24 protein-coding genes are annotated in these 25,236 nt (G+C 54.1%); 19 read left to right on the top strand and 5 right to left on the bottom strand.

Annotation, left to right across the window (positions count from 1 at the left end; genetic code table 11):
* Positions 1 to 18 precede the first annotated feature (18 nt).
* From KCG43_RS17500 to KCG43_RS17435, 14 genes are all read left to right on the top strand, one after another.
* Positions 19 to 1,848 (top strand): DUF294 nucleotidyltransferase-like domain-containing protein, encoded by a 1,830-nt coding sequence (locus tag KCG43_RS17500; RefSeq protein ID WP_218386536.1) that lies wholly within the window; start codon positions 19 to 21, stop codon positions 1,846 to 1,848.
* 22 nt (positions 1,849 to 1,870) lie between these two features.
* A complete protein-coding gene (locus KCG43_RS17495) occupies positions 1,871 to 2,497 on the top strand; it encodes a 3'-5' exonuclease (protein ID WP_218386534.1) in 627 nt (208 codons plus the stop codon).
* A gap of 199 nt (positions 2,498 to 2,696) precedes the next feature.
* A complete protein-coding gene (gene acs, locus KCG43_RS17490) occupies positions 2,697 to 4,646 on the top strand; it encodes an acetate--CoA ligase (RefSeq protein WP_218386532.1) in 1,950 nt (649 codons plus the stop codon).
* 490 nt (positions 4,647 to 5,136) lie between these two features.
* Positions 5,137 to 5,589: a type II 3-dehydroquinate dehydratase gene (aroQ, locus tag KCG43_RS17485; protein ID WP_161446882.1), complete on the top strand. Its 453-nt coding sequence runs from the start codon at positions 5,137 to 5,139 to the stop codon at positions 5,587 to 5,589.
* Between the two features lie 22 nt (positions 5,590 to 5,611).
* Positions 5,612 to 6,070 (top strand): acetyl-CoA carboxylase biotin carboxyl carrier protein, encoded by a 459-nt coding sequence (gene accB / locus KCG43_RS17480; RefSeq protein WP_192017310.1) that lies wholly within the window; start codon positions 5,612 to 5,614, stop codon positions 6,068 to 6,070.
* Positions 6,071 to 6,081: 11 nt separating this feature from the next.
* A complete protein-coding gene (gene accC / locus KCG43_RS17475) occupies positions 6,082 to 7,425 on the top strand; it encodes an acetyl-CoA carboxylase biotin carboxylase subunit (protein ID WP_218386531.1) in 1,344 nt (447 codons plus the stop codon).
* Positions 7,426 to 7,617: 192 nt separating this feature from the next.
* Positions 7,618 to 7,899, top strand: coding sequence for a YhdT family protein (locus KCG43_RS17470; protein ID WP_192017309.1), 282 nt, complete (start codon positions 7,618 to 7,620; stop codon positions 7,897 to 7,899).
* The gene (gene panF / locus KCG43_RS17465) at positions 7,892 to 9,367 is read left to right on the top strand and encodes a sodium/pantothenate symporter (RefSeq protein WP_218386529.1); all 1,476 of its coding nucleotides are present in this window, start codon (positions 7,892 to 7,894) and stop codon (positions 9,365 to 9,367) included. Before KCG43_RS17470 ends, panF begins: the two co-directional genes overlap by 8 nt.
* Positions 9,368 to 9,510: 143 nt before the next feature.
* A complete protein-coding gene (gene prmA, locus KCG43_RS17460) occupies positions 9,511 to 10,395 on the top strand; it encodes a 50S ribosomal protein L11 methyltransferase (protein ID WP_218386528.1) in 885 nt (294 codons plus the stop codon).
* A 155-nt stretch (positions 10,396 to 10,550) separates the two neighbouring features.
* Complete coding sequence (dusB, locus tag KCG43_RS17455) at positions 10,551 to 11,516, top strand: tRNA dihydrouridine synthase DusB (RefSeq protein WP_192017306.1); 966 nt, start codon at positions 10,551 to 10,553, stop codon at positions 11,514 to 11,516.
* 22 nt (positions 11,517 to 11,538) lie between these two features.
* Complete coding sequence (fis, locus tag KCG43_RS17450; protein ID WP_027254108.1) at positions 11,539 to 11,835, top strand: DNA-binding transcriptional regulator Fis; 297 nt, start codon at positions 11,539 to 11,541, stop codon at positions 11,833 to 11,835.
* 574 nt (positions 11,836 to 12,409) lie between these two features.
* Complete coding sequence (locus KCG43_RS17445) at positions 12,410 to 14,386, top strand: PTS mannitol transporter subunit IICBA (protein WP_218386527.1); 1,977 nt, start codon at positions 12,410 to 12,412, stop codon at positions 14,384 to 14,386.
* Positions 14,387 to 14,449: 63 nt separating this feature from the next.
* Positions 14,450 to 15,598 carry a mannitol-1-phosphate 5-dehydrogenase gene (locus tag KCG43_RS17440; protein WP_218386526.1) on the top strand — a complete coding sequence of 383 codons (1,149 nt, stop codon included), beginning with the start codon at positions 14,450 to 14,452 and terminating at the stop codon, positions 15,596 to 15,598.
* Between the two features lie 55 nt (positions 15,599 to 15,653).
* Positions 15,654 to 16,184, top strand: a complete 531-nt coding sequence (locus tag KCG43_RS17435; protein ID WP_218386524.1) for an MltR family transcriptional regulator — start codon at positions 15,654 to 15,656, stop codon at positions 16,182 to 16,184.
* A 194-nt stretch (positions 16,185 to 16,378) separates the two neighbouring features.
* On the opposite strand, the gene KCG43_RS17430 is transcribed toward KCG43_RS17435, so the two are convergent.
* Together KCG43_RS17430 and zntR are read right to left on the bottom strand one after the other, a co-directional pair.
* Complete coding sequence (locus KCG43_RS17430; protein ID WP_161446815.1) at positions 16,379 to 16,660, bottom strand: pyrimidine/purine nucleoside phosphorylase; 282 nt, start codon at positions 16,658 to 16,660, stop codon at positions 16,379 to 16,381.
* Between the two features lie 107 nt (positions 16,661 to 16,767).
* Positions 16,768 to 17,181: a Zn(2+)-responsive transcriptional regulator gene (gene zntR, locus KCG43_RS17425; protein WP_192017302.1), complete on the bottom strand. Its 414-nt coding sequence runs from the start codon at positions 17,179 to 17,181 to the stop codon at positions 16,768 to 16,770.
* Positions 17,182 to 17,400: 219 nt separating this feature from the next.
* Between zntR and purH the strand changes: the two genes are divergently transcribed.
* Together purH and purD are read left to right on the top strand one after the other, a co-directional pair.
* A complete protein-coding gene (gene purH, locus KCG43_RS17420; protein WP_218386522.1) occupies positions 17,401 to 18,987 on the top strand; it encodes a bifunctional phosphoribosylaminoimidazolecarboxamide formyltransferase/IMP cyclohydrolase in 1,587 nt (528 codons plus the stop codon).
* A 209-nt stretch (positions 18,988 to 19,196) separates the two neighbouring features.
* Positions 19,197 to 20,483, top strand: coding sequence for a phosphoribosylamine--glycine ligase (purD, locus tag KCG43_RS17415; RefSeq protein WP_218386519.1), 1,287 nt, complete (start codon positions 19,197 to 19,199; stop codon positions 20,481 to 20,483).
* An 81-nt stretch (positions 20,484 to 20,564) separates the two neighbouring features.
* On the opposite strand, the gene KCG43_RS17410 is transcribed toward purD, so the two are convergent.
* Together KCG43_RS17410 and hupA are read right to left on the bottom strand one after the other, a co-directional pair.
* Complete coding sequence (locus tag KCG43_RS17410; RefSeq protein ID WP_192017299.1) at positions 20,565 to 21,236, bottom strand: DUF1481 domain-containing protein; 672 nt, start codon at positions 21,234 to 21,236, stop codon at positions 20,565 to 20,567.
* Between the two features lie 41 nt (positions 21,237 to 21,277).
* On the bottom strand, positions 21,278 to 21,550 hold the full coding sequence (gene hupA / locus KCG43_RS17405; protein ID WP_027254117.1) for a nucleoid-associated protein HU-alpha: 273 nt from the start codon (positions 21,548 to 21,550) through the stop codon (positions 21,278 to 21,280).
* Positions 21,551 to 21,880: 330 nt separating this feature from the next.
* On the opposite strand from hupA, the gene KCG43_RS17400 reads away from it, so the two are divergent.
* Positions 21,881 to 22,954 (top strand): CNNM domain-containing protein, encoded by a 1,074-nt coding sequence (locus KCG43_RS17400; protein WP_192017298.1) that lies wholly within the window; start codon positions 21,881 to 21,883, stop codon positions 22,952 to 22,954.
* A 63-nt stretch (positions 22,955 to 23,017) separates the two neighbouring features.
* On the opposite strand, the gene KCG43_RS17395 is transcribed toward KCG43_RS17400, so the two are convergent.
* A complete protein-coding gene (locus KCG43_RS17395; RefSeq protein WP_192017297.1) occupies positions 23,018 to 23,605 on the bottom strand; it encodes a YjaG family protein in 588 nt (195 codons plus the stop codon).
* 69 nt (positions 23,606 to 23,674) lie between these two features.
* On the opposite strand from KCG43_RS17395, the gene KCG43_RS17390 reads away from it, so the two are divergent.
* The gene (locus KCG43_RS17390; RefSeq protein ID WP_218386516.1) at positions 23,675 to 24,586 is read left to right on the top strand and encodes a D-2-hydroxyacid dehydrogenase; all 912 of its coding nucleotides are present in this window, start codon (positions 23,675 to 23,677) and stop codon (positions 24,584 to 24,586) included.
* An 8-nt stretch (positions 24,587 to 24,594) separates the two neighbouring features.
* Complete coding sequence (locus KCG43_RS17385) at positions 24,595 to 25,194, top strand: uracil-DNA glycosylase family protein (RefSeq protein WP_218386513.1); 600 nt, start codon at positions 24,595 to 24,597, stop codon at positions 25,192 to 25,194.
* The last annotated feature ends 42 nt before the right edge of the window (positions 25,195 to 25,236 follow it).

The following is a 25,236-nucleotide window of genomic DNA, read 5'->3' as shown; positions in this document are numbered from 1 at the left end:
CCACAAAGTGAGAGAGTAATGCCGGATACCTTTAATACGTCACTGATCCCTTTTGACCGGCTGGATGGCAGCCAGCAGGACGCACTGCTCAAAGCGCTGGATGTGGCATATTTTCGCAGCGGTGGGGTAATCATCCGGGCCGGCGATCCCTGCCAGTCGCTGCACATCATAATCAAAGGCAGCGTGGAAGAAACCTCGGCTGACCGGCAAGAGCACTATGCCCACTACACCACAGATGACCTTTTTGATGTGCGTGCCCAGTTCAGCGGCCACAGCCGCCATCAGTACCGGGCCACAGAAGATACGCTGTGCTACCTGCTCCCTCAGGCCCATTTTACCGCGCTGTGCCAGCAGAATCCGGCATTCGCGGCTTATTTCAACAGCGATCTGGCCACCCGGCAGCAACTGCTTGAACAGACCCATCAGCAACAGAATCTGGCAGAATTTATTCTGACCCGTGTCCGCCAGGACAACATTCAGCCCTGTCTGATCCTGCCAGCCGGCACAGATCTGCGTACTGCCACCGAACACATGCGCCAGCGCAACTGTGACGCGGCTTTTACCCTAGTGGATGACACGACTGAGCAGGCCGAACACAGGTTTGGCATTGTCACCCGCACCGATCTGCTGCACGCCGTGATGCTGGATAATCGGACTGCCGACACAGCGGTCGGCCAGATAGCTTCCTCACCGGTGATCAGCATTGAACTGGGTGCATATCTGTTCAAGGCCATGATTACCATGACCCGGCACAAGGTCAAACGCGTGCTGGTCACACAGGGCAATGATATCGCCGGTATGCTGGATATGACTCAGGTACTGAGCCTGTTTTCCACCCATTCCCATGTACTGGCGCTGCGTATTGCCCGCGCCACCCGCATAGAGGAACTGGCACTGGCGGCAGCCAGCCAGCAGGCACTGGTAGAGACACTGTTCAACAACGGCATTCATACCCGTTTTTTGATGGATCTGATTGCCAGTATTAATGAACAGATTATTGAAAAAGCGTTTCAGCTGGTGGTGCCTGAGCAATGGCAGCCGCTCTGTTGCCTGTTGGTGCTGGGCTCAGAAGGCCGCGGTGAGCAAATTCTGAAAACCGATCAGGATAACGCCCTGATCCTCGCTGATGGCGTCGACTGGCCCGAGTGCCGGACTGTAATGGCGCAACTGAGCGACACCCTGTGTCAGCTCGGCTACCCGCCCTGCCCCGGAAAAGTCATGGTCAATAATCCGGACTGGGTCCAGAGTGTCTCCGGCTGGCAACACACCCTGCAAACATGCTGCGATAAAGGGGATGAAGCCGCCATGATGACGCTGGCGATCCTGGCGGATGCTCAGGCCGTTGCCGGTAACAGGCAACTGCTGGCACCGGTCAAAAACCGCCTGCATCAAAGACTCAGCAGTCAGGAATTACTGCTGGCAACCTTTGCCCGCCCGGCGCTCAAGTTCAGCGTCCCCCTGACCCTGTTCGGCCAGATCAAACGCGGTAAAAGCGGACCGGACATCAAACGTGGCGGTATTTTCCCGATTGTTCACGGCATCAGAACCCTGGCACTCGAACACGACGTGACAGACACCAACACCTTTCGCCGCCTGGCCGTGCTGGAACAGCGCCAGGTGCTGGAGCCGAGTACGGCGTCCAATCTGAGCGAAGCACTGAAACTTTTCATCCGTCTCAGGCTGCGCCAGCAGCTCAGCCTGCCACCGGACTCGGCCTCAGCCGGACAGCATCATCTGCTGGATCTGGCCACACTCAGCCGGGCAGAACGTGATCTCTTGCGACACAGCCTGCATGTGGTGAAAAAATTTAAAGAATGGCTCGGCTATCACTACCAGCTCAGAGACTGATACTAAGGAATGGTGAGATGAAATGAATATTCTGCGTCGTTGGTGGTATCAGTACAAATTCCGCCATCACCCGATACACACCCTGTTTCAGCGCTATAGCGGCGATGAGCTGGTGTCGGTTGACTGTGAAACCACCAGCCTGGATCCCGCCAGCGCAGAGCTGGTGACTATCGCGGCCACCCGCATCAAAGCTAATCGGATTCTGACCAGTGAGTCACTGTATCTGACCCTGAGTCCACCCGATAGCCTGAGTGCGGCCTCGGTCACCATCCACAAAATGCGCCATCAGGATCTCAGTCTCGGCCTGGCGCCCAGAGAGGCCCTGACCCTGCTGCTTGAGTTCATCGGCAACCGGCCCCTGGTCGGCTACCACATCCGTTATGACAAGGCGATTCTCGACCGCTATTTCAAGCGTCTGTTCGGCTTTGCCCTGCCCAATAAACTGGTAGAAGTCAGCCACCTGTACCATGAGCAGCTTGAGCGCCAGTTGCCCAATACCTGTTACGATCTGAGCCTTGAAGCCATCAGCCGTCATTTGGGACTGCCGCACCCCGAGCGGCACGATGCCTTGCAGGACAGTATTACCGCCGCCCTGATCTATGTCCGGCTCAAGCACGGGGATCTGCCCGCTCTGACCTCGCCCTTGTGAGTTTTTTGCTCGCCACTCCTCCAACCAGCCTGGCGGAAAATAATGTAAGCCAATGCAAATACACAGAAAAAGCCATGACAGCGCACACTCATCCTAAAGTCTAATTGAGCCTGTTCCGAATCTGGCTCAAGTTAACACAACTATAATGATCAATGATCCGGTCCGCGCAGGACGAAGACGGAAACACAAGGAGAATGAGATGAGTGAGGTTCATGTTTACCCTGTCAACCAGCAGATTGCTGAGCGGGCTCATATCACGGAAGAGCAATACAGCGACATGTACCAGCAATCTGTCAGCGACCCGGAAGCCTTCTGGCGTGAGCATGGTAAGATTGTTGACTGGATCACCCCGTACAACAAAATTAAACAAACCTCTTTCGATACCGGCCATGTCAATATCAAATGGTTTGAAGACGGCACACTGAACGTCTCCGCCAACTGTCTCGACCGTCACCTGGCAACCCGCGGCGATCAGCCTGCCATCATCTGGGAAGGCGACGACCCGGCCGATGACGCTACCCTGACTTATAACCAACTGCACCAGCAGGTCTGCCAGTTCGCCAACGCCCTTAAAGCACAAGGGGTCAAAAAAGGCGACGTGGTTTGCCTTTACATGCCTATGGTTGCTGAAGCCGCGGTGGCCATGCTGGCCTGTACCCGCGTCGGTGCGGTACACACTATCGTATTCGGTGGCTTCTCACCGGAAGCACTCGCGGGCCGTATCATAGATTCAAAAGCCAAAGTCGTTGTGACTGCCGATGAAGGTGTCCGCGGCGGCCGTGCTGTACCACTGAAGAAAAACGTCGACGATGCCCTGAAACATCCTGAGGTCACCAGCATCGAGAAAGTGGTGGTGTTCCAGCGTACCGGCAATCCGGTAGAGTGGGACAATCAACGTGACGTCTGGTGGCATGACGCAACCGCAGCCGTGCCGGATCATTGCGACCCGGAACCTATGAACGCCGAAGATCCGCTGTTTATCCTCTATACCTCGGGTTCGACCGGTAAGCCGAAAGGTGTGCTGCACACCACAGGCGGCTATCTGGTGTACGCGACCATGACCTTTAAATACGTCTTCGACTATCAGGAAGGTGAAGTGTACTGGTGTACCGCCGATGTAGGCTGGATCACGGGCCACAGCTACCTGGTGTACGGGCCACTGGCAAACGGTGCCACCACCCTGCTGTTTGAAGGCGTTCCTAATTATCCGTCCACCGCCCGCATGAGCGAAGTGGTCGACAAGCATCAGGTCAACATTCTGTATACCGCCCCGACCGCCATTCGCGCCCTGATGGCCAAAGGCGATGAGGCCATTGCCGGTACCCAGCGTTCATCACTGCGTATCATGGGTTCTGTCGGCGAGCCGATTAACCCGGAAGCCTGGGAATGGTATCACCGCACTATCGGTGACAGCCGCTGCCCTATTGTCGATACCTGGTGGCAAACCGAAACCGGCGGCATCCTGATCACCCCGCTGCCTGGCGCGACCGCGCTGAAACCCGGCTCGGCCACCCGTCCGTTCTTTGGCGTTCAGCCGGCTCTGGTCGATAACATGGGCAACATTCTCCCTGGTGCAACTGAAGGCAACCTGGTGATGCTGGACAGCTGGCCGGGTCAGATGCGTACACTGTGGAGTGACCATGAGCGCTTCGAACAGACTTACTTCTCGACCTTTAAAGGCATGTATTTTACCGGTGACGGTGCCCGCCGCGATGAAGACGGTTACTACTGGATCACCGGCCGTGTCGATGACGTACTGAACATTTCAGGTCACCGCATGGGGACAGCGGAAATTGAATCGGCGCTGGTGGCCTTCGATAAGATTGCAGAAGCCGCTATCGTCGGCGTACCGCACGACATCAAAGGCCAGGCGATCTATGCCTATATCACCCTGAACGACGGCGTGATACCAACGGCTGAACTGCATAAAGAAGTCAAAGACTGGGTACGTAAGGAAATCGGCCCGATAGCCACACCGGACTTCCTGCACTGGACTGACGCTCTGCCGAAAACCCGTTCAGGCAAGATCATGCGCCGGATTCTGCGTAAGATTGCCACCGGTGATACCGGCTCGCTGGGGGATACCTCCACCCTGGCCGATCCCAGTGTGGTCGACAAACTGATCGCCGAAAAAGAAAAAGTCGTCTAACCGACAAAACCTGCATTCAATCCAAGCCGCCGCCAGGCGGCTTTCTTCTTTGTCCTCCCAACTGGCTCCAGTGCCCGCGAATACACAGCAGATCCGTATTGCAGGAACTCCCGGCCACCTCCCATTGTCTGATTTGTCTTATTCACCGCCACAGCATCATTGTTTGAACCTGCTGCATTGTGCGGTGAATTTCAGCAAAACTGATTAAGATTCAAGGTGATTGGCCGCTTATCTTGTAAGTGAGGTTAATCGATCCGCTATCTTACTGAAAAATGGGGGCTGCAGGCGGCTGCTTACGCTAATTGCGTACAGTTGTAAGGTCAAAAAAGTGGTGATTAGACCAGTATTTTGCTGCGAATTGCGCTGAATTCTCTATAATTGAGCAACTAACAGGTTTTCAGCCGTGATGGTTTGCATGAAAGGAAGCAAAGTCACAGTTTTTTTGTGCTTTGTCGCTTGAATTAGCAAGAACAGGTATAGATAACAGAATATGTCGACTAATTACCGCATTTTACTGCTTAATGGACCCAATCTGAATTTGCTGGGCCTGCGCGAGCCGGGACACTATGGCCAGCAGACACTGGATCAGATTGTAGCAAACCTGAGTGCCAAAGCCGCCAGTCTGGGCGTGACACTGGATCACCTACAGTCCAATGCAGAACACGAACTGATTGAGGCCATCCACCAGGCGCACGGTAACGTGGATTTTATCCTCATCAACCCGGCAGCCTACACCCATACCAGCGTCGCCATTCGCGATGCGCTGTTGGGCGTGGCTATCCCGTTTATTGAAATACATTTGTCAAACGTGCATGCCCGCGAGCCCTTCCGCCACCATTCCTACCTGTCTGACAAGGCAGTCGGAGTGATCTGCGGCCTGGGCCCGGATGGTTATGAATTCGCCCTGGAGGCAGCTGTCCGCCGCCTTCAGAACGCTCAATGAACAACATTAAGAGTAAAGATACATGGATATTCGCAAGATCAAGAAACTTATCGAACTGGTAGAAGAATCAGGCATCTCCGAGCTGGAAATCTCTGAAGGTGAAGAATCGGTACGCATCAGCCGTACCACAGCAGCACCGGTTGCTGCACCTGCGCAAATGTACGCAGCGCCTGCACCAGCCGCTCCTGCGGCACCGGTTGCCGCACCTGCTGAAGCGGCGGCACCAGCTGCTCCTGCTGCGCCTGCCGGTCACCAGGTACTGTCTCCTATGGTCGGTACTTTCTACCGCGCGCCTAGCCCGGAAGCAAAATCCTTTGTGGAAGTCGGTCAAAGCGTAAACGTTGGCGATACCCTGTGCATCGTTGAAGCCATGAAGATGATGAACCAGATCGAAGCCGATAAAGCCGGTACCGTTGTGGCTATCCTGGCCGAAAACGGTGATCCGATTGAATTCGATCAACCTCTGGTTATCATCGAGTAACTGAGGCGCATATGTTAGATAAAGTAGTCATAGCAAACCGCGGCGAAATCGCCCTTCGTATCCTGCGTGCCTGTAAAGAGCTGGGGATCAAAACGGTCGCTGTGCACTCCACAGCTGACCGCGATCTGAAACACGTTCTTCTGGCAGATGAGTCTATCTGTATCGGTCCGGCACGAGGCACAGACAGCTACCTTAACACTCCCCGCATCATCAGTGCGGCAGAAGTGACCGGGGCAGTCGCCATCCACCCGGGTTACGGCTTCCTGTCTGAAAATGCGGATTTTGCCGAGCAGGTTGAACGTTCAGGTTTCATCTTCGTGGGCCCTAAAGCGGACACTATCCGTCTGATGGGTGACAAAGTGTCAGCCATCAACGCCATGAAAAAAGCGGGCGTGCCTTGTGTGCCGGGTTCTGACGGCCCGCTGGGCGATGATGAAGCCAAAAACAAGTCTATCGCCAAGCGTATCGGTTATCCGGTAATCATCAAAGCCTCCGGTGGCGGTGGTGGCCGTGGTATGCGTGTGGTACGCAAAGAAGCGGATCTGATCCAGTCGATCGCCATGACACGTGCAGAAGCCAAAGCGGCGTTCAGCAACGACATGGTGTACATGGAAAAATTCCTGGAAAACCCGCGCCACATCGAAGTACAGGTGCTGGCTGACGGTCAGGGCGGTGCTATCCATCTGGGCGAGCGTGACTGCTCCATGCAGCGCCGTCACCAGAAAGTGGTTGAAGAAGCACCGGCACCGGGCATCACCGAAGAAATGCGTAAGTACATCGGTGAGCGCTGTACCCGTGCCTGTATCGAAATCAACTACCGCGGTGCCGGTACGTTCGAGTTCCTGTATGAAAACGGCGAGTTCTATTTCATTGAAATGAACACCCGTATCCAGGTTGAACACCCAGTTACCGAAATGGTCACTGGCGTTGATCTGATCAAAGAGCAGCTGCGTATCGCTGCCGGTCAGCCGCTGTCATTCAGCCAGAGCGACATTCACCTGCGTGGTCACGCGATTGAGTGCCGTATCAATGCTGAAGATCCGGTGCGTTTCCTGCCTTCTCCGGGCAAGATCGAGCGTTTCCATGCGCCAGGTGGTATGGGTATCCGTTGGGAATCCCACATCTACAGCGGCTACACGGTTCCGCCGCACTACGATTCAATGATCGGCAAACTGATTGCCTACGGTGAAAACCGTGACGTGGCGATTTCGCGTATGCGTAACGCCCTCAACGAAATGATCATCGACGGCATCAAGACCAATGTTCCGCTGCAGAAAGACATCATGGCAGACGAGAACTTCCAGCACGGTGGCGCTAACATCCACTATCTGGAGAAGAAGCTGGGTCTGCAATAACAGACACCTCGCTTTCAGAACTGAACCAAGGCTGCCGCAAGGCAGCCTTTTTATTTTCCGAATCAATGGTCTGCCGCTGGTGCATACGAATGTCATTTGTCACAATACTTTTCTTTTTCTTCTTTTTCGGAACGATTTCGAACAGATTTCGACGTCGTTCGACGTTTTACACTGACTGACCGGAAATTCAGTATGAAGACACTTTCCACCCGATACCGTCAGGCGCACAGAGAAGCCAGATGGGCGCTGGGACTGGCTGTCGCCTATTTTCTGTGGTGGTACTGCTCTGCCTATTTCTTTGCCCCTGACCCCATACAGAGCAGCCTTCCTGCGCTTTACTGGGGATTACCGCTTTGGTTTCTGCTCGCCTGTATCGTCGGCCCGGTACTCTTTACGCTGCTGTGCGCCCTGATGGTGAAATGTATTTATCAGGATATGCCGCTGTCAGCGGATGCGGAGGATGACGATGCCTAATCAATTACTGATCCCGCTCGTGCTGTATCTGGCAGCCGTGTTTGCCCTGGCCCTGTTTACCCGGCGCCGCGCTCAGCAAGGCAGCGGGTTTTTAAACGAGTATCTGCTGGGTAACCGCAGTATGGGCGGCTTCGTGCTGGCGATGACGCTGGCGGCCACCTATGCCAGTGCCAGTTCCTTCATTGGCGGCCCCGGTGCGGCTTACAAGATGGGGTTGGGCTGGGTATTGCTGGCGATGATCCAGCTCCCGGCGGCCTGGCTGACACTCGGGGTACTGGGGAAAAAATTTGCGATTGAAGCCCGCAAACACAACGCGCTGACCCTCAATGACATGCTCTATGCCCGTTATCAGCACCGGGGCGTGGTAGTCTTTGCTTCCCTGGCACTGCTGCTGGCGTTTTTCGGTACCATGGTGGTGCAGTTTGTCGGTGGGGCCCGGTTGCTGCAAACCGTTACCGGCCTGTCTTACTCTCAGGGTCTGATGATTTTTGCCGCCACCGTTGGGCTGTACACTACGATTGGCGGATTCCGTGCCGTGGTCATGACCGACACCTTACAAGGCATCATGATGATCATCGGCACGCTGGCTCTGCTGGCTGGCATTATTCACGCAGGCGGTAGCCTAGGTGAGCTGGTCGCCACGCTGCACCAGATCGATCCGGCGCTGATTTCGCCGTACGGTCCAGACAACTTTATGTCACAGCCCTTTATGCTCAGCTTCTGGATATTGGTCTGCTTCGGCGTCATTGGTCTGCCCCATGCCGCCGTGCGTTGTATGTCCTACAAAGACAGTCAATCCCTGCATCGCGGCATGGTGATCAGTACCGCCATGGTCGCTTTTCTGATGCTGGGGATGCACCTGGCTGGCGCACTGGGGCGGGCGATTTTCCCGGATATTGCCACGCCGGATCAGATCATGCCGACTTTGATGATGGGCGTACTGCCACCTGTCGTGGCTGGCATTTTTCTCGCCGGCCCGATGGCGGCCATTATGTCGACCATTGATTCCCAGCTGATTCAGGCTTCCGCGACACTATTGAAAGATTTGTACCTGAACTACATCAACCCCAAAGCAATGGAACAGCCTGATATCGAAAGTCGGTTGCCTAAGTTATCGCTGTGGGTGACCGGCATTTTCTCGGTGCTGGTTTTTATCGCGGCAACCCACCCGCCGGATATGATTATCTGGCTTAACCTGCTGGCCTTTGGCGGGATGCAGGCCGTCTTTCTCTGGCCACTGGTGCTGGGGTTGTACTGGCAAAAAGCCTCGGCCGCCGGGGCATTTGCCTCCATGCTGAGCGGGCTGGGATGTTACATCACACTATCGCTTTTCAAACCGGATATGCATGGTGTGCATGCGATTGTTCCAACCCTGCTGGTCGGGCTGATCAGCTTTATCGCCGCCAGCTACCTCTGGCCCAACCGGGCACATTGCCAGAACGCAAAGGCGGAATTCACTGCAAACTGACAAAATAGCACCATGGGGTGCTATTTTTTACTCTACCGTCAGTATCCTCTGCCGTGCGCGCTAGGAAGCTAATGCGAGCTGACTACTTTTCGTGCTAAACTCCGCGGCCTTATGCCAAAGTCTCTTTGATAGCGAATTTACTCATGCCTTGGATTCAACTGAAACTGAATGCCACTGCGGCCAATGCAGAAGCCATTGGCGACTTGCTGATGGATGAAACCGGCGCTCTGTCGGTCACTTTTCTCGACGCACAGGACACCCCTGTTTTCGAACCGCTGCCGGGCGAAACCCGCCTGTGGGGCGATACCGACGTCATTGGCCTGTACGATGCGGAAAGTGACATGGACATGGTGCTCTCGCTGCTGAAAAACAGTCCGTTGCTGGCTGACGATTTTGCCTACAAGGTTGAGCAGCTGGAAGACAAAGACTGGGAGCGCGAGTGGATGGATAACTTCCACCCGATGAAATTCGGTCAGCGTCTGTGGATCTGCCCGAGCTGGCGTGAAGCGCCTGAGCCGGGAGCCGTCAACGTGCTGCTCGATCCGGGCCTGGCATTCGGCACCGGGACGCACCCAACCACCTCTCTGTGCCTGGAATGGCTGGACGGCCAGGATCTGACTGGCAAAACCGTGATCGATTTCGGCTGCGGCTCCGGCATTCTGGCTATCGCTGCACTCAAGCTGGGCGCCGCCAAAGTGATCGGGATTGATATCGATCCGCAGGCAATTCTGGCCTCGCGTGACAACGCTGAACGCAATGGTGTGTCTGAAAATCTCGACCTGTATCTGCCCCAAGATCAGCCGGAAAATCTGCAAGCCGATGTGGTAGTTGCCAACATTCTGGCCGGCCCGCTGCGTGAGCTGTCACCGGTTATCAAGAGCCTGGTCAGGGACAATGGCCTGCTGGCGATTTCCGGGGTACTTGAATCTCAGGCGGAAGATGTGGCCAGCCATTACAGCGACGAACTGGCACTGGAACCTATCGCCGCCCGTGAAGAATGGTGCCGGATTTCAGGTCAAAAAGCCTAATCCTGACAAATTTATCCATTGTGCATTTTGTGAGCAATACACTGAATTCCATGACCTTTTGCAATCCAAAATCAGGATGCTCAAATATTGGCCTTTTCAGCACAGCAAAAAATGCGTAAAATGCGCGCCCTTACTGGCATAGTCAGGAACAGACATTGAAGATCGGTCCATATCAATTAGACAACCCGTTAATTGTCGCGCCAATGGCAGGTGTGACCGATCGTCCGTTTCGTGAGTTGTGCCTGCGCCACGGCGCAGGTATGGCGGTCAGCGAAATGATGTCTGCCAACCCAGACGTTTGGAAAACGGCCAAGTCGCTCAACCGCATGGTGCATGAAGGTGAGTCTGGACTTCGTTCGGTACAGATTGCCGGGGCAGATCCCCGCCAGATGGCCGACGCCGCCCGCTTCAGTGTGGAGCACGGTGCCCAGATCATTGATATCAACATGGGTTGCCCGGCCAAGAAAGTGAACAAGCGCCTGGCTGGCTCTGCCCTGCTGCAATACCCGGATCTTGTCGAGGATATCCTCAAGGCCGTGGTAAGCGCCGTGAACGTCCCTGTGACGCTGAAAACACGGACCGGCTGGGATACAGAGAACCGAAACTGTGTCGAGATCGCACAGCTCGCTGAACACTGTGGCATTCAGGCACTGGCCCTGCACGGCAGAACCAAGGCCTGTATGTACAAAGGGGAAGCGGAATACGATTACATCAAGGCAGTGAAACAGGCGGTGTCGATTCCTGTGATTGCGAACGGTGATATCGACTCACCGGAAAAAGCACGCTTCGTCCTGGATTATACCGGGGCCGATGCCTTGATGATTGGCCGCCCAGCGCAGGGACGGCCGTGGATTTTTCGGGAAATCCAGCATTATTTAACAACCGGTGAACACCTGCCAGCGCCTTCTTTTGAAGAAGTCAGCAGTATCTTGCTGGAGCATGTACAGGCACTCCACGCTTTCTATGGGGAGTACCAGGGGTTACGCATCGCACGTAAACACGTGTCGTGGTACCTCAAAGAACAGGCTTCTGCGGGTGATTTCCGCCGGACCTTCAACGCACTCGAAGATGCTCAAGAGCAAATCGATGCGCTGCAAGGCTACTTCGACAACGTTGCATAAATACCAGAAGAGCTTACAGAATATGTTCGAACAAAATCTGACTTCCGAAGCACTTACAGTGACTACTGTCACTTCTCAAGACCAAATCACTCAGAAACCACTGCGTGACTCCGTCAAAGCCTCGCTTAAGAACTATCTCGCCCAGCTGAACGGTCAGGACGTCGATGATCTGTACGAGCTTGTACTGGCTGAAGTCGAGCAACCCCTGCTGGACACCATCATGCAGTACACCCGCGGCAACCAGACCCGCGCGGCAACTATGATGGGCATCAACCGCGGCACCCTGCGTAAGAAACTGAAAAAATACGGCATGAACTGATCATCCGTTCAAATGACGCTGATTTTACAGGGTTATGCGCACGCATAGCCCTTTTTTGATGGCCCTTCCCCTGTCCACCTCTGACGCTCACCCAGCCACACTTTCCCGATGCAAGTCCATAAGCCCGTAGATGCATAATCCCAAACTGTAACTAAGCTACAAATTTATAGCACCTGAATAATACATTTTTATTTCACAGCGCGAACAAAATCAGAGGAGTGATTCAGATCACTAACACCACTAGAGAGCGTTTGATCAGATGCATGATACGTGATCAAGATCACCATAAGATTAATAACCAATCAGTTAATAAATGTGACATCAAGCAGCTAAAATTAATTGACTATTAAAAATTATTGAAAATGTAACTTTATTACACAGGATAAATGTTAGATGGATCACGATATCTTGATGAGGAACAGCTAAAAAAGGAGACGGGGATCACGAGAACCCCGTTATCAGTTCCGTTTTCAGGATCTGTGGTAGATTGATTGGGTACGAAGCAATCGACGGTTTTGGCGAACCGTTATCGACACAGCAGAACTTGAAGCTGAACATCAAACGGGGAAACGTTATGATATCACCAGACACCAAGGTCAAGATACAGAATTTTGGCCGCTTCCTCTCCAACATGGTGATGCCCAATATTGGCGCATTCATCGCTTGGGGGTTTATTACCGCTCTCTTCATTCCGACTGGCTGGCTGCCCAACGAGACGATTGCCAAACTGGTTGGCCCTATGATTACTTACCTGCTGCCACTGCTGATCGGTTATACCGGGGGTAAACTGGTGGGTGGCGATCGGGGCGCCGTGGTGGGTGCCGTGACCACCATGGGTGTGATCGTAGGTACAGATATCCCCATGTTCATGGGCGCCATGATTGTCGGCCCTATGGGCGGCTGGGCGATTAAGCACTTTGATAAAGCCGTTGAAGGCAAAATCAAAAGCGGCTTCGAAATGCTGGTCAACAACTTCTCGGCTGGCATCATAGGGATGTTGTGTGCCATCGTTGCCTTTTTCCTGATCGGCCCTTTCGTGAAAATCCTCTCTGGCGGTCTGGCTGCCGGGGTCAACTTCTTGGTCGATGCCGGTTTGCTGCCGCTGACTTCAATCTTCGTTGAACCGGCGAAAATCCTGTTCCTCAACAATGCCATCAACCACGGTATCTTCTCGCCGCTGGGCATTCAGCAGGCCAATGAGGTCGGTCAGTCTATTTTCTTCCTGATTGAAGCGAATCCGGGTCCTGGCCTGGGCATTTTGCTGGCTTACATGGTGTTCGGCCGCGGTACGGCTAAACAGACTGCCGGTGGTGCTGCCATCATCCATTTCTTTGGGGGGATCCACGAGATTTACTTCCCCTATATTCTGATGAATCCGCGCCTGATCCTGGCCGCGATTGCCGGTGGCATGACAGGTGTCTTCACCCTGACCCTGTTCAATGCCGGTCTGGTCTCGCCTGCATCACCTGGCTCTATTTTTGCCGTGATGCTGATGGCGCCGAAAGCCTCGATCTTGGGCGTTTTGTGCTCTATCGTGGCAGCCGCGACTGTGTCTTTCCTGGTGGCTGCACTGCTGCTGAAAACCCAGAAAGTGACCGAAGACGACGACGGCAGCGCGCTGAAAAATGCCAGCGAGAAAATGAAAGCCATGAAATCGGGCAAAGCCGCTGAAGGCAGTGCTGCCACAGGCTCTGCGCCGACTACCGCCAGCAGCCACCCAGCATCCAAGGTTCAGCTCAGTCAGGTTCGCCGCATCATAGTGGCTTGCGATGCCGGTATGGGTTCCAGCGCCATGGGGGCCGGTTTACTGCGCAAGAAAGTCAGTGAGGCCAGACTAAATATTGATGTCACTAACAGCGCCATCAACAACCTGCCCGATGATGTCGACATTGTTATCACCCACAAAGATCTCACTGAGCGTGCCCGCAAGCATGCCCCGCAGGCTCAGCATATTTCGCTGACCAACTTCCTTGACGTTCAGATCTACAATGATTTGATCACCCGTATCATTGCCGCGTCCAGCCCGGAAGCGGCGAATGACCCGAACCTGGTAAAACTGACACCTGTTGCCGCCAATGACGACAGCCTGGAACCGCAGCAACCCTCTGTTTTCCAGATCCAGGCGGCCAACATCCATCTTGGGCTCAAAGCCACCAGTAAGGACGACGCCATCCGCTTTGCCGGTGAGCAATTGGTCAAAATGGGCTATACCGAACCTGAATACATTGATGCCATGTTTGCCCGCGAGGCACTGGTGCCGACTTATCTCGGTGAGTCTATCGCTGTGCCGCACGGTACGGTGGAGGCCAAAGACAGAGTGATCAAAACAGGTATCGTCATTTGCCAGTACCCTGCCGGGGTGGCATTTACCGATGACGAAGACGACATTGCCCATCTGGTGATCGGCATTGCCGCCAAAAATGACGAACACATTCAGGTGATTACTACCATCACTAACGCACTGGATGACCACGAGGCCATTGAACGCCTCAAGCGTACCCAGGATGTCCGGGAAGTACTCAGCATTCTGGCCAGTGAAGAAGCGGCTTAACCGCCAGTGCAGATACCGGGGCCGCCCAGCGCGGCCTCTCACAAACTTAAGGTAGTCATCATCATGAAAGCAGTTCATTTTGGCGCCGGCAATATCGGCCGGGGTTTTATTGGTAAAGTGCTGGCGGATGCCGAGGTAAACGTCACTTTTGCCGACGTTAACGGGCCTTTGATCGATCAGCTTAGCCATGCGCAGTCTTACAATGTCAAAGTGGTAGGCAATGACTGTCATCTGGATACCGTCAGCCATATCACAGCGGTCAATGCCGCCGGACCGGATGTAATCAATCAGATAGTGCATACCGATTTGATCACCACAGCCGTCGGCCCTGCAGTGCTGGATAAAATTGCCAGTACCATAGCAAACGGGCTGGCCAAGCGATTTGAAGCAGGTAACACCCAGCCGCTCAATATCATCGCCTGTGAAAACATGGTACGGGGCACCACGCATCTGAAAGAAGAAGTCTATAAGCAATTAACGCCGGCGCACCGGCAGCTGGCGGATCAGTATGTCGGTTTTGTCGATTCGGCCGTCGACCGTATTGTGCCGCCCGCGGGAGCTGCCAACGATGATCCTCTGGAAGTCACAGTAGAAAGTTTCAGCGAGTGGATTGTCGACCAGCAACAGTTCAAAGGCGAGATTCCCAGCATTGCCGGGATGGAAGCCACAGATAACCTGATGGCATTTGTCGAGCGGAAGTTGTTTACCCTCAATACAGGCCATATCATTACCGCCTATCTGGGCGCGCTGAAAGGTTACCAGACGATCCGCGACGCGATAGAAGATGAAGACATCCGCGGACAGGTCCGAACTGCAATGCTGGAAAGCGGCGAAGTGCTTATCCGCCGGTATGGCTTTGATCGTGAGCAGCATTATGCTTACATCGAAAAAATCCTGACCCGCTTTGCCAATCCCTTCCTGCGCGATGAGATTGACAGGGTAGGCCGCCAGCCGCTGCGCAAGCTGGGCAGCAACGACAGATTGATCAAGCCCCTGCTGGGCACTCTGGAGTATGGCACTGACAACTGCATGCTGATCAAAGGCATAGCAGCGGCCTTGAAGTATGTTAACGATACCGATCCGCAGGCAATGGAACTGCAGCAAACATTACACGAGAAAGGGGTCCGTCAGACACTGGCACAGTACACAGGTCTGGACGCTGACAGCGAAGTGGCCCGTGATATTGAACACTGCTATCAGACGCTGACCTGATCACCTTGCGGGGAGTTCGCTCCCCGCCTTTGCGGCACAAAGAGAAGACGAAGCCATGGCACCCTGTGAACACGAAGCTGACATGATTGAACGCCTGAACCAGGCCACCACAGTACGCGGCTTTTTTATTACCTCTGTGGATATCTTGGAAGAAGCCGTCGATGCACTCATCCAGCGAATTTTCCGCAAGGACGACTTTGCGGTGAAATCTGTGGTGGAGCCGCTGCTGCACGACACAGGTCCGCTTGGGGAGCTCAGCGTGCGCCTTAAACTGCTGTACGGCCTGGGGGTGATTGCCCAGCCTGTCTATCAGGATATTGAACGCTGCCTGCATATCAAAGACATGCTCAACCGTGATGTGACCGAATACCATTTTACCGACCCTAAAATCATTAAAGAAATCAAGGCGCTTCACCAGGCCAATGTGATGGGCATTGCCCAGTTGGACATGGCCCCGATCACAGAAGACATCGATCTTGCTTTTTACCAGATGCAGACCGCTCGTCAGGAACAGATAGTCAAATCCACTCTTGCACTGGCCATTTCCGGCATTGCCACTTCCCTCAACAAAGACAGCCCGTTTTAAATCCGTCCGCTTTACCCTGCCCTGCCTTGTGGCAGACAACCTGAACAACGACTCGTCCCGTCAATTGCTCCGCTCACATGAACGCTCAGTAAGCCATTGATATAACCAAATATAAAATATAAGAAAGGGATAGCAGGAGGGATTATCGGGCAGGAAAACCAGCTGGTATCCCAGCTGGCGGGTATCACGACAGATTACAGATAGTCACACAGATAAGCGGTTGTTTCTGCAATCTTGACATCGAATGAGGCATCACCCGGGACTTCAAAATCATCACCAGCATTGTAGGTTTCCCAATCGACATGGCCCGGCAGCTTGACCGAAATCGCCCCTTTGACCACTGTCATGCGCTCTGGAGCAGCGGTGGCAAAGGTATAAGATCCCGGAAGCATCACGCCGACACTGCTGCGCGCACCCTCGGCTTCGAAACCAATAGATTTTACATTTCCATCAAAATATTCGTTAGTATTCAGCATGATAATCCTTATCCTGTTATTCTGTTCGGGCATTGGAAACCCATCACGCTATCACAGTTTTTTGCGGTCGCATACACCTTTATCAGCCCTTGCTGAGGGCTGAGTCATTACTGTTCATCGGCCAGGGCTTCCAGGATGGAGCAGTGGCTGGCATCGTCATCCGCCTCGCCGCAACAGGCATCATTCAAGCGCTTCAGTGCCCGGCGTATTCGCTGTAATTCCGCTAGTTTGCTGTCAATATCGTCTAACTTGGCCTGAGTGATGGCTTTTACTTCCGCACAGCTGTGCTGATCGGCTTCGACCCGTATCGCCAGCAGCTCCCGGATCTCCTCCAGGCTCAGGCCGATGGCTTTTGCCCGCAGAATGAAGCGAATGCGGGAGACATCGTCGTCGCTGTAGAGCCGGTAGCCGCTTTCACTGCGCTCGCCGGGGATCAGCAAGCCATTCTTCTCGTAAAAGCGCAAGGTATCACTGCTGACCTCGCAGAGCTTTGCCAGTTGTCCGATCAAGTACCTAGCCATATAACCTCATGATCCTTATTAACTCTCCCTGCACAGCGCTCACAGCTGACCGTTTACGGCCCAAGGCAAACGTTTGCGCAATGCCGGGAATCATGTAAAATACGCGCCATTACGCAAATCCCATTCCGCCTGACGGATGAGGCTATTTGCCAAAGGCAATCTCAGTATAACAGGTCAGCTTTTGGCAAATAATTCACCGCAATCAAAGAGATGGTAGCAATGGAAAACGCTCGTCCTATTCGCCGTGCTCTGATCAGCGTATCAGACAAAACGGGAATTGTTGAATTCGCACAAGCTCTTGCCAACCGTGGCGTCGATATCCTGTCCACTGGCGGTACTGCCCGCCTGCTGGCTGATAAAGGTATTCAGGTGACTGAAGTCTCCGACTATACGGGCTTCCCTGAAATGATGGATGGCCGTGTTAAAACCCTGCACCCGAAAGTGCATGGCGGCGTACTTGGCCGACGTGGCCAGGACGATACGATCATGGCTGAGCATGGCATTGCACCGATTGATATGGTGGTGGTTAACCTCTATCCGTTCGCGGCGACAGTCGCAAAGCCGGGTTGTACATTAGAAGACGCCGTTGAGAACATTGATATCGGTGGTCCGACTATGGTGCGCAGTGCCGCAAAAAACCATAAAGATGTGACTATAGTCGTGAATGCGCACGATTATGACCGCGTGCTGGCTGAAATGGCCGACAACGACGGGTCACTGACTCACGCTACCCGCTTCGATCTGGCGATTGCGGCGTTCGAACACACAGCCGCTTACGACGGCATGATCGCCAACTATTTCGGCACCATGGTGCCCTCTTATGGCGACCAAGCTGACGAAGACTCTAAGTTCCCGCGCACCTTCAATCAGCAGTTCGTCAAGAAGCAAGGCATGCGCTATGGCGAAAACAGCCATCAGGATGCCGCTTTCTACGTCGAAGCACAGCCGGAAGAAGCCTCTGTGGCCACAGCGCGCCAGTTGCAGGGCAAAGCTCTGTCTTACAACAACATAGCCGATACCGATGCCGCGCTGGAATGCGTTAAAGAATTCGACCAGCCAGCCTGTGTGATAGTGAAACACGCCAACCCTTGCGGTGTGGCACTGGGTGCTAACCTGCTGGAAGCCTATGATCGCGCTTACAAGACAGACCCGACGTCTGCCTTTGGCGGTATTATTGCCTTCAACGGTGAGCTGGATGCCGACACCGCCAAAGCCATTGTTGAGCGCCAGTTCGTTGAAGTGATTATTGCCCCCAGCGTCAGCGCCGAAGCCGCTGAAGTGGTGTCTGCCAAGCAAAACGTGCGTCTGCTGGAATGCGGCCAGTGGCACAGCAAAACCACAGGTTTCGACGTCAAACGCGTCAACGGTGGTTTACTGGTGCAGGATCGTGACCAGGGCATGGTCGGTCTGGCTGACCTCAAAGTGGTTACCCAGCGCCAGCCGACGGAAGAAGAACTGCGTGATGCCCTGTTCTGCTGGAAAGTGGCGAAATACGTGAAATCCAATGCGATCGTGTATGCCAAAGGCAACATGACTATCGGTGTGGGCGCCGGCCAGATGAGTCGCGTATATTCAGCCAAAATTGCCGGTATCAAAGCGGCGGACGAAAAGCTGGAAGTGGCTGGCAGTGTGATGGCATCAGATGCCTTCTTCCCGTTCCGCGACGGTATCGATGCGGCGGCAGCAGCCGGTATCACCTGTGTGATTCAGCCGGGCGGTTCAATGCGTGATGACGAAGTGATTGCCGCTGCCGACGAACACGGCATGGCCATGGTCTTCACAGGCATGCGTCACTTCCGTCATTAATCAATCGTTAAGGCTCCGCGATCACTGTGGAACCTTGCTTTATTTCTTGGGCGCTCAACAGGTTTGGGCGCTTTCGATTAAGCAACTTTTAAGCATTTAGCGCTAAGCCAGGTTTTCGATCTCAAGGAAAGCGCACGCAGTTGATACCGAATCAATGAGTACGCTTGACACAGAAATCGCCAACCTGGCGACGCGATAAGGATCAAAAGATGAAAGTTCTTGTCATTGGTAATGGCGGCCGCGAGCACGCCCTGGGCTGGAAAGCCGCACAATCAGCACAGGTAGAGAAAGTCTTCGTGGCACCGGGCAATGCTGGTACTGCCTTAGAGCCAAAACTGGAAAATGTCGCGATTGGCGTGGAAGACACTGCGGCACTGGTGGCGTTTGCCAAAGAGCAGCAAATCGGCCTGACCATTGTTGGCCCGGAAGCACCACTGGTGATAGGTGTGGTTGACGCATTCCGTGCTGCGGGCTTGCCGATTTTCGGTCCGACCCAGGCCGCCGCCCAGCTGGAAGGCTCCAAAGCCTTCACCAAAGACTTCCTGGCCCGCCATCAGATCCCGACGGCAGAATACCAGAACTTTACCGAGATCGAGCCAGCTCTGGCTTACCTGAAAGAAAAAGGCGCGCCCATTGTGGTCAAAGCCGATGGTCTGGCAGCCGGTAAAGGCGTGATCGTGGCCATGACGCAAGAGGAAGCCGAGGCGGCAGTGCGCGATATGCTGGCAGGCAATGCCTTTGGTGAAGCCGGTCACCGCGTTGTCATTGAAGAGTTCCTCGACGGCGAAGAAGCCAGCTTCATTGTGATGGTGGACGGCGAACACATACTGCCGATGGCAACCAGTCAGGATCACAAGCGCGTAGGTAACGGCGACACAGGTCCGAATACCGGCGGCATGGGCGCTTACTCGCCGGCCCCTGTGGTGACTCAGGAAATCCACCAGCGCGTGATGGACGAAGTGATTGTTCCTACCGTGCGTGGCATGGCAGCCGAGGGCAACCCCTACACAGGCTTTCTGTATGCCGGCCTGATGATCATGGCCGACGGCACACCGAAAGTGATTGAGTATAACTGCCGCTTCGGCGACCCGGAAACTCAGCCTATTATGCTGCGCCTGCAATCGGATCTGGTTGAGCTGTGCCTGGCGGCTGTCGATGGCAAACTGAATACCGTGGACTCTCAGTGGGATCCGCGCGCGGCGATTGGTGTGGTGCTGGCTGCCGGTGGTTATCCGGGCGAATACAGCAAAGGGGATGTGATTTCCGGTCTGCCCCTGCAAGACGGCAACGCACAAAAAGTCTTCCATGCCGGCACTACCAGCAAAGACGGTGCCGTGGTGACCAATGGCGGCCGCGTGTTATGTGCCACTGCTATGGGCGACACAGTGTCTGATGCTCAGCAACGTGCTTATGCGCTGGCAAAACAAATCCGCTGGAACGGTGTGTTCTTCCGTGACGACATTGGCTACCGCGCCATTGCCCGTGAACAGGACTGATCTGCCACCGCACACAAACTAAAAATAAGGCGCCGAAAGGCGCCTTATCTGTTGTTATCCACTTATCTTTCGCTCTGTTCGTCAGGACACATCCAGTAATCTGGGCGGCGTCAGGCAGTGCTGCGCGGTTGTCCGGTTCAGCACCATCTGCTGCGCGGTGACCTTGCCCCGGCCATCCGATTTTCCGATCAGTGCGATATAACCTGGCTGGGCATTGATCTGCTGCCAGTTAATCTCAATCTCAGCCTGAGCATCACAATGGACAAACCGTTGACCGTCCCACACACCCTGCACCAGCTGGAATCCCTCTCGCGACTGCTCTCGGACAAGAGCCACCGCCATGTCAGCCTGCTGGCTGAGCTGATGCAGCTGAGTATCAGACAAAGGAAAAACCGTGTCGCCAACTTTATAGCGCTGGAACACCGCCTCGCCGTGCTGATCGTAACGCACATGCAATTCAAACGGCTGGTGTTTATCGTCTTTCAGCGCTGTACCAGCCCGCTTCAATTCACGCAACTGCCCGTCATGCCAGCGATAATCCGTCTGATACTCACCGTAATCGCCCATCCAGACCCGTTCAGCCAAAGACTCGGTTTTCGACTGACGCAGGTTGACCCAGTACAGTGATGACGCATCACCGACGACCTGACCGCCGCTAAGGCGTTCCAAAGGAGACAGTGTGTGTTGTGATAAAGCAGAGCTGCCACAGGCAGAAAGCAGGAAAGTCAGTACAATCAGGCAGGTTCGTTTCATAAATAAAAACTCCGCCGAAGTTATCCCCGGCGGAGTTAAGATTATTTTACAGAATCTTTCAGCGCTTTACCTGCAACGAAAGCAGGTACGTTGGCTGCAGCGATCTGGATTTCTTTACCAGTCTGCGGGTTACGACCTGTACGCGCTGCGCGGTGGTTTACTTTAAATGTGCCAAAGCCAATAAGTTGAACCTGGTCACCGGATTTCAATGCTTCGGTGATGCCGCTCAGGGTTGATTCCAGCGCATCTTTTGCTTGCGCTTTAGTCAGGTCCGCTTGTTCAGCAATCAGGTCAATCAGTTGGGTCTTGTTCATTCGGTTTCCCTTCTAAGGTTTTTTCTTCAGACTCATCCACTCTAATTCAAAAGAAGCCCATGTGGCAAAGGTTTGTCGGCTTTCCTGTGGTTAGCTGCGGGGTCTTTAACCATAAACTGAGCGCAAGTTCACAAATTGTTACTATCCTGAAGAAGACGCTGGTTGCTTTTGCTTCTTATTGCACCAATTAATACTCAAATAACTCAAGAAGCTAGGTGCCGTGAGTTCAACGTATTCATACACACCAGTGCTGTTGCGGTCCTTATCATTCGACAATTTGAGGCCACTTGAGTCCTTCATGGTTATTCCACTAAGAGCAAATCAAAACGCATGTTACTTCTGACCTTCTATATCTCAATCGCAATAGGTATTTCTTTTATCTGCTCTGTGCTGGAAGCTGTACTGCTCAGTATTTCTCCCAGCTACATTGGCACCCTGCGTCAACAAGAACATCCCATGGCAGACAAACTGGCAGAGCTGAAAGGCAATATCGATCGTCCACTGGCGTCGATTCTGACCCTGAACACCATAGCCCACACCATTGGTGCCGCAACGGCCGGTGCCCAGGCCGCCGTCGTCTTCGGCAGTCAGTGGCTGGGGGTATTCTCTGCCGCGCTCACAGTCGGCATTCTTCTGCTGTCAGAGATCATTCCCAAAACCATAGGCGCGACCTACTGCCGCCAGTTGGCACCGTTCACGGCTCATGTACTGGAATGGATGATCTGGCTGCTTCGTCCTTTCGTGTGGGTCTCGGAGCAAATCACCCGCCGTTTGTCGCAGGGCCACCAGCCCCCGAAACTGCGTGATGAGCTCTCAGCCATGGCCATGCTGGCCAAAGAGTCCGGCGAACTGGCCGAAGGGGAATCGAAAATCATGCATAACCTGCTGCAGTTCTGTGATGTCAGCGTGAGTAAAATCATGACGCCGCGGCCGGTCCTGTTCCGTGTCGAGGGCAGTTTGTCTATCAACGAATTTTTGAGCCAGGCCAAAGACAGCCCTTTTTCACGCCCGTTGATCTACCAAGGCAGTAAAGACAATATTCTCGGATTTGTTCACCGTCTCGAACTGTTTGCCGCCAGTCAGAGCGGACAGGGCAATCTGCTGCTCAGTGACTTAATGCGTCCGCTGCCTGTGGTTCTGAATCTGGATACTGTTCCGGTGGCGTTTGAAAAACTGATGAAAGAGCGCGTCCAGCTGGCGTTAGTGGTCGATGAATACGGCACTGTGATGGGACTGGTTACCCTGGAAGATATTTTCGAGAGCCTGGTCGGCGAAGAAATTGTCGATGAAGCCGATACCAGCACCGACATGCAGCAACTGGCGTTTCAGCGCTGGGAACGCTGGAAGAAAAAACACGGGGTGATTGAAAACCGCGACGACGACGAAGACGATTACAACAACTGACCCCTCAACAAAGACGAACCAGGCAGGATAGCGATCCTGCCTTGTTCGGCACAGACTCTCAAATCAGAGCGCAATCCCGATATTACTCACCCCGTCGTCACGCAGTTCACGGCGCAGGCTTTTAATCAGCTCGATATCCCGGCCATCTGTCTCTTTCAGTGCACGGTAGATAGCCCACTGGACATCCCATTCTTCGCACACGGCCTGATTGTTCTTCTGGTTGTCGTTGGTGATTTCCTCACCCTCGCGCGCTTGTTCCAGATTGGCTACCGTTTCAACCGACAGGGAACTGATGCTCAGTGCGGTCTCAGGGATCAGATCACGATCCAGCAGCGCATGCAGCAGATCAGACAGCCCGACACAGGCATCGATCGCCGGATTCACCGCATACAAATCAAAATCGTCGGCAGCAGGCACCATCTCTTCCAGCTTCTCCAGCTGGTTTTCAAAATTGATCTTGGCATTTTTCACCGTCAGGATTTCCCAGACGCTGTCGAGGATAAGACGATAAGGCTGAGGATCCGCAAATTCAGTCTCGCGGCAGAAGAAAGCGTAATTGGGATACATCCGCTCGCAAAGTGAGGCCATAAAGGTCAGGTATTGCCAGGGTTCAAATTTTTCTAGGCGAAGCTGAATTGGATTCTTAAGCATGGGATAATCTGTCTGAAAACGTTAACTTGAATTTTACTTGATAACCCGCCAGCGCAAAAGGAAAAAGCCATGCATCAACTCTGTATTGTTTCCCGACGGGCAGACCTGTACCGCCAACTGATTGAAGAAGCAGACTTACCGGCGCTGTCACTGACAGACAATCCTGACGAGGCGACGCTGGTGCTGGCCGATCCGCCATTAATCACTGACAGGTTGACGCAATTTCCGCAGCTGCGCTGGCTGCAATCCACCTATGCCGGCATTGACGCCCTGATCCAGCCCGGATTGCGCAACGATTATGCGCTGACCAATGTCCGGGGGATCTTCGGCCAGTTGATCAGCGAATACGTGCTGGGTTTGCTGATCAGCCACCAGCGCCATTTCAGCCGTTATCAGGCCCAGCAACAACAGACGCTGTGGCAACCGCACAGCTACGGCGCTCTGTCTGACAAAACCATGGTGATTCTGGGCACCGGCTCGATTGGCCAGCACCTGGCTGGCGCTGCCAAAGCGTTAGGAATGACAGTGCTGGGCGTGAACCGCTCCGGCGAAAGTGCTGCCCCGGGTTTTGATAAGGTCATGGCTATCAAGGATCTGAGCGAGGCACTGCAACAGGCTGATGTTCTGGTGTCAGTGCTGCCTGCCACTGCGATGACAGACAATCTGCTCAATGCCGACAGCCTGAGCCATTGCCGCGGTAGCTTACTCTTCAATGTCGGCCGGGGTAATGCGGTGTGTGAGCCAGGCCTGCTGCAGGCACTGGCCAGTGGCGCGCTCAGCCATGCTTTTCTGGATGTGTTCAAACAAGAGCCGCTGCCGGCTGAGCACCCTTTCTGGTGTCACCCTCAGATAACTGTCACCCCGCACATTGCCGCCGAGAGCTTCCCGCAACAGGTCATGGAGATATTCAAAACCAACTACCTGCGCTATGTTGAAGGTAAGCCGCTGCAATACCAGATTGACTTCACACTCGGTTATTAAGGCTGATTATGGCAAATCTCAACCCTCCGCACACCTTATCGGCATTGCTGAACCAGATCCGTCAGTGCGAGCTGTGTAAAGCCCACCTGCCGCTCGGTCCGCGGCCGGTGATTCAAGCCAGCAGCGAAGCACGCTTAATGATAGTCGGCCAGGCCCCGGGCACCCGGGTCCATGACACTGGCATTCCCTGGAACGATCCAAGCGGCGACCGGCTGCGCCGCTGGCTGGATCTCGATCGTGGTACTTTCTATGATCCCAGCCGTATCGCCATTATGCCGATGGGGTTTTGTTATCCGGGAAAAGGCAAGAGCGGGGACTTGCCGCCAAGACCCGAATGCGCGCCGCAATGGCATGGCCAGGTCTGGCCGCTGCTGCCCAATATCGGCATGACACTGCTGGTCGGCCAGTATGCGCAGAATTACTATCTGTCAGATAAACCCAAAACCCTGACCGACACAGTCAGAGCCTGGCGGCAATGGGCGCCAGATTATCTGCCACTGCCTCACCCATCGCCGCGCAATACCTTGTGGCTGAAGAAAAACCCCTGGTTTGAAACCGATGTCGTGCCCTACATCCGCGACTATGTCCACCAGCACCTGGGGCTGTAAGCTGCCTGTAAAACGCAAAAAGCGAGCCATTCAGCTCGCTTT

The organism is Photobacterium sp. WH24 (genome assembly GCF_019204055.1).
Taxonomy (GTDB): Bacteria; Pseudomonadota; Gammaproteobacteria; order Enterobacterales; family Vibrionaceae; genus Photobacterium; species Photobacterium arenosum.
The sequence above is the reverse complement of the archived record's forward strand: the minus strand, read 5'-3'. Positions and strand labels throughout refer to the sequence as shown.